The organism is Serratia sp. TSA_130.1 (assembly GCF_052691795.1).
In genome coordinates this window covers 169,358-181,736 of the sequence record NZ_JBQZFS010000007.1, presented here as the reverse complement: position 1 = coordinate 181,736, position 12,379 = coordinate 169,358, and the positions used below count along the sequence as shown (strand labels likewise).

At 52.9% G+C, this 12,379-nt stretch carries 13 protein-coding genes and 1 pseudogene; 3 read left to right on the top strand and 11 right to left on the bottom strand.

Annotated elements, in window-relative coordinates:
- Positions 1-40: 40 nt before the first annotated feature.
- Together ACUTQY_RS21130 and ACUTQY_RS21125 are read right to left on the bottom strand one after the other, a co-directional pair.
- A complete protein-coding gene (locus tag ACUTQY_RS21130) occupies positions 41-775 on the bottom strand; it encodes a hypothetical protein (RefSeq protein ID WP_206195732.1) in 735 nt (244 codons plus the stop codon).
- A gap of 156 nt (positions 776-931) precedes the next feature.
- A pseudogene (locus ACUTQY_RS21125) lies at positions 932-2,258 on the bottom strand (tyrosine-type recombinase/integrase).
- 306 nt (positions 2,259-2,564) lie between these two features.
- Here ACUTQY_RS21125 and ACUTQY_RS21120 point away from each other — a divergent pair.
- On the top strand, positions 2,565-2,990 hold the full coding sequence (locus ACUTQY_RS21120; RefSeq protein WP_046687637.1) for a GNAT family N-acetyltransferase: 426 nt from the start codon (positions 2,565-2,567) through the stop codon (positions 2,988-2,990).
- Here ACUTQY_RS21120 and ACUTQY_RS21115 read toward each other — a convergent pair.
- Positions 2,987-4,210, bottom strand: a complete 1,224-nt coding sequence (locus ACUTQY_RS21115; RefSeq protein WP_046687638.1) for an MFS transporter — start codon at positions 4,208-4,210, stop codon at positions 2,987-2,989. The genes ACUTQY_RS21120 and ACUTQY_RS21115 overlap by 4 nt on opposite strands.
- A gap of 95 nt (positions 4,211-4,305) precedes the next feature.
- On the opposite strand from ACUTQY_RS21115, the gene ACUTQY_RS21110 reads away from it, so the two are divergent.
- The gene (locus ACUTQY_RS21110; protein WP_042785200.1) at positions 4,306-4,755 is read left to right on the top strand and encodes a winged helix-turn-helix transcriptional regulator; all 450 of its coding nucleotides are present in this window, start codon (positions 4,306-4,308) and stop codon (positions 4,753-4,755) included.
- A 6-nt stretch (positions 4,756-4,761) separates the two neighbouring features.
- Here the strand turns inward: ACUTQY_RS21110 and ACUTQY_RS21105 are convergent, their stop codons facing one another.
- The 3 genes from ACUTQY_RS21105 to ACUTQY_RS21095 are packed head-to-tail and all read right to left on the bottom strand — an operon-like array spanning position 4,762 to position 6,000.
- The gene (locus tag ACUTQY_RS21105) at positions 4,762-5,022 is read right to left on the bottom strand and encodes a DUF1158 family protein (RefSeq protein ID WP_046687640.1); all 261 of its coding nucleotides are present in this window, start codon (positions 5,020-5,022) and stop codon (positions 4,762-4,764) included.
- Positions 5,023-5,077: 55 nt separating this feature from the next.
- Positions 5,078-5,458, bottom strand: a complete 381-nt coding sequence (locus ACUTQY_RS21100; RefSeq protein ID WP_046687641.1) for a putative T6SS immunity periplasmic lipoprotein — start codon at positions 5,456-5,458, stop codon at positions 5,078-5,080.
- A gap of 8 nt (positions 5,459-5,466) precedes the next feature.
- Positions 5,467-6,000 carry a type IV secretion protein Rhs gene (locus ACUTQY_RS21095; protein WP_072055846.1) on the bottom strand — a complete coding sequence of 178 codons (534 nt, stop codon included), beginning with the start codon at positions 5,998-6,000 and terminating at the stop codon, positions 5,467-5,469.
- Between the two features lie 273 nt (positions 6,001-6,273).
- Between ACUTQY_RS21095 and rluF the strand changes: the two genes are divergently transcribed.
- Positions 6,274-7,143 carry a 23S rRNA pseudouridine(2604) synthase RluF gene (gene rluF / locus ACUTQY_RS21090; protein ID WP_046687643.1) on the top strand — a complete coding sequence of 290 codons (870 nt, stop codon included), beginning with the start codon at positions 6,274-6,276 and terminating at the stop codon, positions 7,141-7,143.
- Between the two features lie 116 nt (positions 7,144-7,259).
- Here the strand turns inward: rluF and ACUTQY_RS21085 are convergent, their stop codons facing one another.
- From ACUTQY_RS21085 to ACUTQY_RS21065, 5 genes are all read right to left on the bottom strand, one after another.
- Positions 7,260-7,712, bottom strand: a complete 453-nt coding sequence (locus ACUTQY_RS21085) for a DUF943 family protein (protein WP_033644077.1) — start codon at positions 7,710-7,712, stop codon at positions 7,260-7,262.
- Entirely contained in the window at positions 7,705-7,971 is a 267-nt protein-coding gene (locus tag ACUTQY_RS21080) for a DUF3289 family protein (RefSeq protein WP_342188146.1), read from the bottom strand. The genes ACUTQY_RS21085 and ACUTQY_RS21080 overlap by 8 nt, the downstream gene beginning before the upstream one ends.
- Positions 7,972-7,976: 5 nt before the next feature.
- Positions 7,977-8,513, bottom strand: coding sequence for a DUF3289 family protein (locus ACUTQY_RS21075; RefSeq protein WP_229597903.1), 537 nt, complete (start codon positions 8,511-8,513; stop codon positions 7,977-7,979).
- A 181-nt stretch (positions 8,514-8,694) separates the two neighbouring features.
- Positions 8,695-11,742 carry an autotransporter family protein gene (locus ACUTQY_RS21070; protein WP_033644078.1) on the bottom strand — a complete coding sequence of 1,016 codons (3,048 nt, stop codon included), beginning with the start codon at positions 11,740-11,742 and terminating at the stop codon, positions 8,695-8,697.
- 195 nt (positions 11,743-11,937) lie between these two features.
- Positions 11,938-12,252 (bottom strand): hypothetical protein, encoded by a 315-nt coding sequence (locus tag ACUTQY_RS21065; RefSeq protein WP_025303891.1) that lies wholly within the window; start codon positions 12,250-12,252, stop codon positions 11,938-11,940.
- Between the last annotated feature and the right edge of the window lie 127 nt (positions 12,253-12,379).

The following is a 12,379-nucleotide window of genomic DNA, read 5'->3' as shown; positions in this document are numbered from 1 at the left end:
AGACTGAGCCGAATAATATTTTTAACATAAGAACTTCAAGCTATTTGTAATTTTCCAGATTACTGACTAATTCTTTTCGTTCCTGTAGCAAATCAGAGTGTATTTTTTGAGACATTGGATCTGTTAGATCAAATGCACCTTTTCCCAAGTTGAGATTTTTAACCCCATCAATAAGTGCAGTTCTTACAAGTTCTTTATCATCAGCATCATTTACATTATCCATCAATTCAAGAATATTTTTATGTAATTCCAAGATTGAATTATATATTGACATGACTGAATTTTTTTTGTGTGTTTTAGTCTTATAGCTAATTTCATTTATTTTTTTATTAATATTCTCAAGCGAACCAACAATACCCTTCCTAGCCTCAACTCTAATAATTTCTTTTTTACTCCTTGATTTAGTTTGGAACAAAACTTCAGCGTTGACAACATCACTAAGTCTTGCCACATCAGAAACTATTGTTTTAATTCCTTCCCTATATGAGGAATAGTTTGTTACAAAATTACCGACTGGAGTAAGAGCATTTAATAAAACACAAACACTACCATATGCAGTGATACGAGCTTTAATAGAGCCATCTTCAAAGGAAACATCAATATCAACATCATCATAAAGAAAGAACTTCATCCTCTCTTCGGCATGTTTTTTGATGATATTTTTTATCCTTTCAATAGCCTCTTGTTTCTCTTTCCCTTTTACTGTCGCAAGCCACTCAGGCTCTACATGAACATATGATTGGCTAAGAATGTTACTATTGATATAATCAGCCATGATATTCCTTTAAGTGTAATAATTCAGGTTGTAAACTATGTAATCTTTCCCACTGCTGTGCAACTAATTGTCTCAATAGCAGCCTTGTAAACACACTAAGCAGCCAGATTATATTATTGAATTAGCTCATTAGAACCAATTAAGTCTATCAATTACTTAACATACAGTATGTAATGGGAGTTATGCATGTATCTCTTTGTGATACCCGTCCCACTTTTTTCGTGACCAACCACCTGTTGCAAGTGCGCTAGGTTAGCAACCCAACCAGCTAAACAGGTTGAAATCATAGTATGCCGGAAACTATGCACCAGTCGGCGCTGTCCATAATCATCCTGGTAGGGGATACCAAGCTGCTCTCGAACATCCGCTAAAACTTTGCCGATCTTCGGCATGTTCTTGCCAGACACAGGCGAGAAGATTTTCTCTTTCCACTGCCGATTAACAAAATCAAGAAAACCCCACTCGATCAGTTTGGGATGAAGCGCCACCTGCCTTGTAGCGTTTTCTGTTTTACCCTGCCCTCCTTCTGCTATCAGGAGATAGTGACGCTGGCTGTCCTAGTCATACTTGATCTGTGACTTCTCCAGCTTTGCGATCTCGCCTCTTCTGGCTCCAGTGTACGCCAACAACAAGGTGATCCACTTCTGCCATCCGTCAGGCTGCTTGAGCGCCCACCCCACAAACTTTCTCATTTCTGCTGCGCTATATGCACCAAACCTTGCTTTAGATGGTGAGGCAACTACTCCATCAGTTGGAGACTTCTCCAGAATATCTTTATTGTCAGTCAGGAAGGTTTTGAACAGCGATTTGTAAATCTTCAAATGCTTGTGGATAGACTCAGCGCCAACCAAATTTTCGGCGGGACATCATCACACTCGATTAGTTGCTGAACAGTCATCGACCGATAAAGCTGCACAACGCGCTTTGGCAAGTTTTCAACAACTTCCATAACCTGCTTGATGTCCTGCTTGGTTATCGTCATTACGTCTGTTGATGCACCGAGGACAGTTAACATGACTTCCATAAAGCGCTCATTGGCCTGTGAAATTGCCTTCGTCCAGTCCTGAGCCTTCTCCTTTTTGTACATGTTCCATGCGCCAGCCAGTGTTAACGCGTGTTCTGGCTGTGCTTCAGTGTGTTCTTCCTCATCTACCGAAGGAGTGACAACCTCGCGGTCTTCCTGAGCAACTATCGGCTGAATATTGCGCCGCACATCATTCAGAAATTGGTGCGCCAGCCATTGTTCATTCTGCTGCTTCAGACTATTGCCATACTCAGAAAGATGCTTACCGAAGTGATCCGGTTGGATGGTTCCACGTTGGACCAAAGGAATTACAGGAGAAACAAATGACATCAGCAATTGAGCCTGGGCGTGGCTATCAGTCTCTAACGACTTACGGAAAAACCTATTATCAGGCAGGCGAAAACGAACGTAATAGATCCCGTTACGTTTAATGGTGTGGCGTATGGTTTTGTGTCCCATTTGGAGAGCCTCAATGTGTTACGGCTGAACAAAACGGGACGAAAAGGAGTAATAATCTTTTGATTTATATTCGGATAATCGCAAGGACTACGCTGGCATTATCCAGATCAGGTGATACGGGTATTTCTCAGCCTTCACGCGGAAGGGCACCCCGAGTCATGAAAATCAATAGGTTGTGATCAACGTTGCGTTAATCCCTGCAGGGGATCATGCCAGCGGCGGCGCGGACAAACAAGCGATTAAATTGGCCCAGCGAGCATACGCCGCGCAATGCGCTATAGTGAGCACAAACCACCGGGAGATGCCATGCAGATAAGACCCTACCAAGAGACCGATCGCCCCTTCCTGCGCACGCTGTACCTGGCGTCGCGCAAGGCGGCGTTCGGCTGGCGCGATACCTCAAACTATCAGTTGGAAGATTTCGACGGCGCGACGCTGGGCGAAGCGATTTGGGTGGCGGAAGACGGCGGCGCGCTGCTGGGATTCGTCTCCGTCTACCGCGAAGATAACTTCATTCATAACCTGTATGTCGATCCCCATCAGCCGCCGCGCGGCGTCGGCAGTGCGCTGCTGCATGCGGCGCAAGCCACCTTCACCGCCACCGGTTCGCTGAAATGCCTGGTGAAAAATGAAAAAGCGCTGGCGTTCTACCGCAAGCACGGCTGGTGCATCATCTCCACCGGCAACGACGGCGAAGAAGATTATTACCTGATGCACTCACCGGCCCGCTAGCCTTTACCCGCCGCATCCGGCATCCCGCGCAGCGTCAGCCGCCAAAACAGCAATGCGCTCAGGCTGACGACCGCCCCCAGCCAGCAGACGCCGCTCCAGCCCGCCCAGGCGTACACATGGGTGCCGGCAAAGGCGCCCAGCCCGCTGCCGACGGCGTAAAACAGCATGTAGCAGGCCACCAGCCGGCTGTGCGACTGCGGGTGCGCGCTGAAAATCATGCTCTGGTTCAGCACGTGGATCGCCTGGCCCGCCAGATCCAGCAGCACGATGCCCGCCACCAGCCAAACCAGGCCGCTGCCGAGCAAACCGAGCGGCAGCCAGGCCAGCGTCAACAGCAGCAGACATGCGCCGCTGGCCGCCTGCCCCAACCCGCGATCCGCCAGATGCCCGGCGCGCACCGCCGCCAGCGCGCCCACCGCGCCGACCAGGCCGAACGCTCCCACCGCGGCATGGGTGAAGTTGAACGGCGGCCGGCTCAGCGGCAACACCAGCGAACTCCAAAAGAGGCTGAAAGCGCCGAACATCAGCAGCGCCAGCATGCCGCGAATTTGCAGCGTGCGGTCATGCAGCAACAGGCTCAACATTGAACCCAGCAGCGCGGGATAACTCAGCGTGCTGGGAACGGTGCGTGGCGCTGGCAGCAGGCGCGATAGGATCGGCAGCAATACCAACGTCACTCCGGCGGAGAAGAAGTACACCGTGCGCCAGCCGCCAACGTCCGCCAGCGCGCCGGAGAGAGTGCGCGCCAGCAGCAACCCCAGCACCACCCCGCCCTGCGCCGCGCCGACTACCCGCCCGCGCTCCTGCGGCGGCGCCAGGGCGGCGGCGAACGCGATCAGGCCCTGCGTCATGGCGGTGCCCAGTAGCCCCACCAACATCATCCCCACCAGCAGCCAGGCCGCACTGGGCGCCCAGCCCACCAGCAGCAGCGCAGCGATCAGCCCCAGCTGTTGCCCCGCCAGCAATCGATGCCGGTTCAACCGATCCCCCAGCGGCACCACCAACAGCAACGCCAGCGCGCAGCCCAACTGAGTCACGGCGATCACCATGCCGACCGCCGCCAGGCTGATGGAAAAATCGCGGGCGATGGCGTCTAACAGCGGCTGCGCATAGTAAACGTTGGCCACGCTAAAGGCGCTGGCGGCGGCCAACAGCAGCACCAGGGCGGCCGGCAGGCGCCCCAATGCCGCACAGGGAGGTTCCAGCAGTTTGTCGCTCATCGCACACCTCAACTTGGTTTCATTATTAAACCCAATGAACTTTAGGCGCAGAGGTTTTATAATGCAACCAGAATATGCAGCAGGAGATAATCGTCGTGAAACGTAAGAGCCTGGAAGACGCGCCGTGCCCGGTGGCGCGCACGCTGGATGTGATTGGCGACTGGTGGTCGCTGCTGATCGTGCGCGACGCCTTCGACGGCGTCACCCGTTTCAGCGAATTTCAAAAAGGGCTGGGGATGGCGAAGAACATTCTTGCCACCCGGCTGCGCGCCCTGGTGACGCACGGCGTGCTGGAGATCGTGCCCGCCGCAGACGGCAGTGCCTATCAGGAGTATGTGCTGACCGAGAAAGGCCGCGCGCTATTTCCGGTGATCGTTGGCCTGCGCCAGTGGGGGGAAGATCATTTGTTCGCCGAAGGAGAGGCGCATTCAACGCTGGTGGAAAGCGACAGCGGCCGCCCCGTGCCGCGCCTGACGCCGATCGGCAACGCCGGGCAGACGCTCACCCCGCTTAACACCCGGGTGGTGAAGGTGGGGGAACGGTGATGAGAGTTAGTGGCGGTGCCCGCAGCTCACCCGCTGAAAAACCTGGCGGATAAAGAGCCATTCCAGACACCCGGCCAGCAGATAAACCGCGCCAAAAACGAGCGCACCAAACCATTCCGTATCGTTAAAATGGAAAAACCCACTGGCGTCAATCAGCCAAGCGGTTTGATTCTGGTTTAGCCTGGGTACAGGAAAAAGCTTTATTGTCAGCACAGCCAGCCCAACAACAGCCAATGCGTTAGCGAGCAACTGGGCAAGTTTTTTCATAGCCTTTCATTCTACAACCTAACGCAGCCCAACAAACTGAACCTAAGAACATACGTTAATCGTTAACCCTCAGGTTGCCCCGTTCGTCGGAGACAACCATGAATGCGGCGGTAATCAAATGCGAACCTTCGGGTGTCTGTATATCGTAGGCGACGGAATAACGCTTCCCTGGCCGAAAAGCATAGTCGAATACCGGCATGCACCTCCCCGGTTCAACAAAAAAAGCGTCATTATCTATATCTTTAATGAGCTTATCGCCTGATTCGCTATAAATCTGAACGAAGCGGATATTATCCCCCGCCTTCATAGAAGAAAGAATGCAGACATGGTTATCTTTGGCAGTGACGACGGCGGGGAAACGCGGAGTAAACTTATCGCCAGGCCCCGGACAGCCGACCAAGAAGCAGGCCGTGAATAGAACCACATATTTTTTCATGCTCCCTCTCATCCCCTAATAATTTTTTGATAAAGTGCATGAATGTCACGCAAACTATCGGTTCCCCTGTACCTACCCACTCGTCCAGGACGTTGATAATAACGCCACGTTTCAATACCATAAACCAACAGCAGCCAGTAATCAGCAAAAATCGAAGCTTGTTGCTCCAGCGAGTAATCAGTAATTTTATTTCTATCAAGACGATAGTTGTACTCAGCCGCCCAACTAAACAACCCACGCATTCTTACCCATTGTCCATGCTGATGTTGCCATACATGCCCCAATTCATGGATGAAAAGATGTTTATCTTCTATCAGAACCCTATTATCAGAAAAATCGTCTTTATAGAGTTCCCTCCGTAACCATAACTCACCATTAGGTGCCATGGCATAACGTCTGTTTTGTAAGCCAAACGGAAAATAACTATCACAGTGTATCCATACACGACCATATATAATTGAGCTTCCATATATATGGCGAGCCAATTTTATTTCCCCTATGGTCATACGTCGTAATGTCCCTTCTTCGGCTAATGCGTTCATTTATCCCTCCTTGAATTTATCGATATCCTAATACTTTTTTAAAATGAATCTATACATGAACTCTTAAAGAATTGCATTTGGCATAATCCATTTATAACTTGAATGACTTTCAGGGAAATCCCCATCGATTTTCTATAATTAATTAAACGAAAAAAATATTGCAAATACCTTTGTAGCAACCGTGGTCAGGATACGCGTATCCAGCCCCCCCCTGCATGATTCGCTTCGCAGCGCCATCCGGGTAATGTATAGTCCGCGTTTTACGGAGATCCCATGCTGACTAACTCATCCATTCGTCTGAACAAATACATTAGCGAGAGCGGTATCTGCTCACGCCGCGACGCCGATCGATACATCGAACAGGGCAACGTTTTCATCAACGGTAAACGCGCCACCGTTGGCGCCCAGGTATTTGCCGGCGATGTGGTGAAGGTTAACGGTCAGCTGATCGAACCGCGCAATGAAGAAGATCTGGTGCTGATTGCGCTGAATAAACCGGTCGGCATCGTCACCACCACCGAGGACGGCGAGCGCGACAACATCACCGACTTCGTCAACCACAGCAAGCGCATCTTCCCGATCGGCCGCTTGGACAAGGATTCGCAGGGGCTGATCTTTCTGACCAACCACGGTGACCTGGTCAACAAGATCCTGCGCGCCGGCAACAATCACGAGAAAGAGTATCTGGTGACGGTCAACAAGCCAGTGACCGACGAGTTTATTCGCGGCATGGGCGCCGGCGTGCCGATGCTTGGCACGGTGACCAAAAAGTGCAAGGTGAAGAAAGAAGCGCCGTTCGTGTTCCGCATCACGCTGGTGCAGGGGCTGAACCGCCAAATCCGCCGCATGTGCGAACACTTCGGCTATGAGGTCACCAAGCTGGAACGCACGCGCATCATGAACGTCAGCCTGAAAGGCTTGCCGCTGGGCGAATGGCGCGATCTGACCGATGACGAGCTGATTGAGCTGTTCAAGCTGATTGAAGGCTCTTCGTCCGAGGCTAAACCGACGAAGAAAGCCCCGGCCAAATCTTCCCCGGCGAAAAAACCGAGCGTCGGCGGACCGAAAAGCGCCGATAAAACCGCTGCGCCGGCCGGCCGCAAGCGCTTTACCCAGCCAGGACGCAAGAAAAAAGGGCGTTAAACGTCCTTCCCTGCTCAGCCCGCCGTTGCGCGGGCTTGGCGAGGGCGAAACCCTGACCACCACCTAGACGAGTCTGATTGAAAACGAGGAAAATCAGGGGGTAAGAGTAAGGGTCACTATTTTTTTAACAGCGTGGTCTTACCGTCAGGCTCTTGAGCAAAAGTCTTCCCATCCAGACTGATAAAAATCCTTTTATTAGCATCACCATTAATAATCATCGCTATATCCTTATAGATACATTTGTTCTTGGCATCGCCCTCGGCAAAACAATGATAGTCATCAACACTTCCATCATTGCTACCCGTCGGAGCGGCAACATAGCCATCAAAATTCATTACGGCAACGGTAAAGTGACTCTCGTCTTTGATAATATGATATTTTTCCTGAAGTTTATCTTTATTATCATTCCACCAAGATATTTTACCTTCCGTGGTCAACGGAAGGTATTGAACATAAACAGCAGCACCATCAACCCGCACAACATTAGCCGGCCTGACAAGCACCCAAACCAACCAAAAAGCCGCTACGGCAACCAAAGAAAAGAACGCAACCTTTTTCTTGTTAAGCATAGTTTTCACCTGTCACTATTATCTTCGCGCCAAAGTTGGTGAAAAAGGGTCTAAACGCGAACTCTTTATACCTTTGAAGTACAAACCAAATCCTGAAAAAACCAATAGAATTAAACGTTAACTTGCTAATATCTTCTTTATCCAATCCAAAATAATCCTGAGCTTTATAGCTAATCACGGCAGTATATCTATTACCTTGAAAAACCAAAGAATCAACACTGATCTCTGTACTGTTGACCTCATGCACACTGACTCCCATTCCATTTATCTTATGCAGTCTCCCCAGCGAACATACTTTGGCAAACGGCTCTGTGATAACTGAAGAGCAAATGCCTCTTTATTCAGCCGATATGAGTTAAAGTCAAAGGTGTCGAGAACACTTTTAATTCGAATTAGCGTACTATTTTCTGATTTATCGCTCAGTATCAGCCTTTTATAGGCTAAATCCATTTGAACATCTTGAAAGTCAGTTCCGTTATTGCCCTGCATGTGATTGAAGAGCTTAACTATCAAGCCTTGATAAACGCCAGTAAAAGAAAAGTATCTCGATGCAGCTCTCAGCTCATCAAAAAGCATGGCAACCGCCTTTTCTTTTCCTGCTGCCGGAATATTTCGCGTTGCCGGATGATCATAGGGCGATTTATAAGTACTCCAATCGATAAACGTTGATACTTGCCCCAAGCGATACCGTTGCTTAAGTGTACGTTCATCCATATCGCCATATTGCATATCATCCGCAAAACGGTCGTTAAAAGGCTTCTTATTGGTGAAAATCGTTAACGGCCTTGTCAATTCACGCATTGGAAAATCAGTCCCTTGCCCATACCAAGAAGAGCATTAATCATACAGACAATCCCGCCCTGCTCATATCGGGAAATGTCTTAGCGCCCCCTTACGCAGGCTCACGGGAAACTTAATGCCCACCATAAAAAAGGCCCGCATCAAGCGGGCCTGCAAGTACCAGAGAAGTCTAGAGGAAAAATCAGAACGACCAGCGCAGGTTGGCGTTGACCGAATTGACGCGGGTATCGGCGCCGAATTGCCCCTGATAGCCAACATCCAGCGTCGCAGCGCGCGACAGCTTCACGCTCACGCCGATATCGCCCACCATCACGTTGTCATCCACGGCCTGGCCCTGAGTGACGAACGCGTCGCTGCCGGCAAACGCCATGCGCGATGAGGTGTTCTTATCGCCGTAGGCATGTTGCCAGCCGAGCGAGCCGTAAAGGCTGACGTTCTTCGGCAGTTCAGTCACGCCGCGCACCCCGAGCGTGGAGTAGAAGGTGTCCATCGTTTCATTGCGCACGCTCAGCGCCGCCGCGCCACCCGACTCCTGGAAGCTGTCGGTATGCAGGCGGATGTAGCTCAGGTTGATGAACGGTTCGACGTTCATCTCCGGCTGGCCGAAACGGTAACCCGCTTCGGTGAATGCCAGCAGCGAGTTCGCGTCATAATCCGACTTCAGCCGATCCGAGAAGCCGCTGAAATCGACGTTGCGCTTGCCTTCAATCTTGTGCCAGGTGTAACCCAGCGCGCCGCGCAGCGAGAACGCATCCTGTTGCCCGGCCGCATACAGGCCGAGGTGGTAGTTGTCGGTATCGGCCTTGGAGCGGCGGCTGTCGACGTCATAATCGCCGCGGCTGTAACCGAAGTAACCGCCGATGCGCACGTTATGGTCCGCCAGCTTGCGATCCGCCCCCAACAGGAAGCCGGTGGTGTTGCCATCCAGCTTGCCCACGTTGCCGTTGCCGCTGTTCCTGCCCCAGGAACTGAAGGTCTGGCCCCAGACGCCGCTGTTTTGCGCCTGCGCCGGTTGCACCAGCGACATCGCCAACGGCGGTACCGGCAGACTGTCATTGTCGAACAGGCGCAGCATGCGCTGGTTCAGCACGTTGAACAGCTGGGTGCTGCCGGCGATCAGGTTAGACTGCATCGACGGATAGACTTCGCCGGACAGCTGATTGAACGCCTCGCGCGCTTCCGGCGCGCTCAGCAGCAGCAGCGAGTTGTACAGCGCCAGTGAAGGACCGCGCTGCGCCAGCGTGGAGAGCGCGCCGGCGGTATTCCACTGGTTGCCGCTCTCGGCCACCGTTTGGAAAATGCCCGGCTTGCCGCTGCCTGGATTCTCGCCCCCCGGATTTTCCCCACCTGGGTTTTCTCCGCCCGGATTCTCGCCCCCTGGATTCTCACCGCCAGGGTTTTCTCCGCCCGGATTCTCACCACCTGGATTTTCCCCACCCGGATTCTCACCGCCCGGGTTTTCACCGCCGGTGTCTTTCTGCGCGATGGTCAGATCCACGGCGTTGGCGCTGTGTTTTAACGCCACATCGAGGAAGGCAGACTTGGAGACCGCCGACGCGAACTGGCCGTCAATGCCGCCGTCCGAGGTCAGAATGCGGTAGCTTTGGCCGGTTTTATAGCTGGTTTGTGGATCCAGCGCCGTAACCTGCACCTTGGCCCGATCGCTGATGGTGGTTTTGCCCGCCACCAGCAGTTGATCGCTGCGGCCGTCGCCGGCGATATCGACGTCATAGAATGATTCGCCGATAAAGTTCAGGTAGCGTTTCAGCGTCAGCGTGCCGATATTGCCGTCGCCGGGCGAGATATGGCCGCCGGACTGGATCTCGGTCTGGCCCAGCGTGCCGTTGCCGCCCAGCGTGCCGCCGGCCTTGATCGACGCGGCGCTGCTGTAGCCCAGCCCGTTATTGACGTCGGTGCCCGCCGTCGCGTTAAGGATCAGCGTGCCGCCGTTCTCGGCGCCGAGGGTTTGGATCTCGAAGATGTCGTCTTCTTTCTGGGTATTGATGTCGCTGGCGATGATGAGCTTGCCGCCGCGCGCGGTGACGTTCGCCTGCAGCTCAGAGAGATCGCCGTTCAGCGTCGTGTGCCCGGCGCTGTTGATCACCTCGCCTTCGCCGCTCATCTTGTTGCTGAAAACGTAATTGCCGTCGGTATGGTTAAAGTACACATAGCTGCGGAACAATCCGCCTCGCAGGGCGATCGCCGTCTGGGCATCGATAGTGCCTGCAGCGCCCGCCGCGCCGAGCGTCGGTTCGGTTAACCCGGTGCCGGTGTCCATATTGCCGCGGCTGCCGATAATCAGCGCGCCGCGGTTCGAGCCGGAACCGGTCTTGCCCAGCACCACTTCGTTGCCGCCGGCGGAGAATGTCCCGCCGTCCATGACCGCCAACACGCCGTTGCCGTAATCGCCGACGTTGACGCTGCTGCCGCTGGTAAACCGTGAGCCGTTGCCGGCGATCGTCAGCTCGGCAGTTTTACGCGCGCCCGAGACGCCCGCCACCTGAATATTACCGACGTTGACCGCAGCGCCGTTCAGCACGTCCAGATCGCCGTAGAGCGTGAGCGCACGGCCGACGTTCCACTGGGAATTGTCCCCCTTGACCGTGGCTTTCGGGCTCAGCGTATCGGTCTCACCCGGCCCGCTGCCATTGCCGATGCGTGCGTCAAAGGCAGTGTTCAGCACCGCGCCGTCTTCAATCGCCAGCGTGGAACGTGCCCCCAGATCGGTGCCGACGCTGAGAAAATTGCTGGTAACGCGAGAACCGGCGCCGGTGGCGATAAGGTGGCTGTCATAGCCACGGGTGGTGCCGACCACGATCTCTTTCGCGCTGGCCAGCGCACCGTCTTCAACCCGCAAAGTGCCCCGCCCCAGATTGAGGCCGCCGCGCAGCACGAACTGATCGTTCACCGCATTCAGCTCGGCGTTCGGCCCGCGGACCGTGACTACGCTGTCATGAATTTGGCCGTTGAACATCCGGCCGATATTGATGTTATAGGCGCTGATCTTGCCATTCTCGATCAGCAGGTTGCCGCTTTGGTTACGGCCGACGTAAACGTCCCCGGTGTAGGCCAATGATTCGGTAATTTTTGAGTCGCCGTCAAAAATGGCATCGTCTGCGCGAGCGATATCGGCGGGCGCCAGCATCAACAGCGGCGCGGAAAATAGAGCGAGGTAAAGTTTGGAAAGCGGTGTTTTAACCGCTAAAGAATGCGATGTCGTGTCATTCACGGGCTATCTCCGTACTCGTTAGCGTGATGTCGCGGAATGTATTGTTATAAGAAAACTCAATGCGCTAGAGGAGGTATGAGGCGTTATTCCGCGCACGCAGGTTTATTGATCGTCGAAGCAAAAGCTTATTGCCCCCCGGCGCTGGCGCTCCGACGATGGAAAACCAGGAAGCGGCAATACCGCCTCCAAAGCGAATTATTTATGGGTGACTACCGGTGTACAGGTCGGCGCGCTCAGCGACGGCGAGGAGCCTAAAATTCCCGGCATCATCAGCGATGAACAATCGAAAATTCGGCCTTTTTCCGTGGTGGCGCGATAAGAAAGTTTTTGGCCGCCCAGCGCATCCGGCTGCGCGCCATTGACATTGGTCACGGTAATTTCGTCCGATGAACCCAGGCCCAGCATTTTAGCGGTTTCCGCCTGCAGCAGCGGAATGGCCTGATCGGTTTTCAGGGTGGAACAACCGGCTATCATCATCGTAACGGTTAAAGCGATAAGTGGTTTCTTCATAAATTATCCTTTATAACCAATCAGTTAAAATTACCGATTGGCTTTATGTTTTCTCTTATCCAAATCCTCGAATAATATATTTCCCTTTCCTAAACGAAAAAACCCTCCTAAAGTAGGGAGGGTTGAT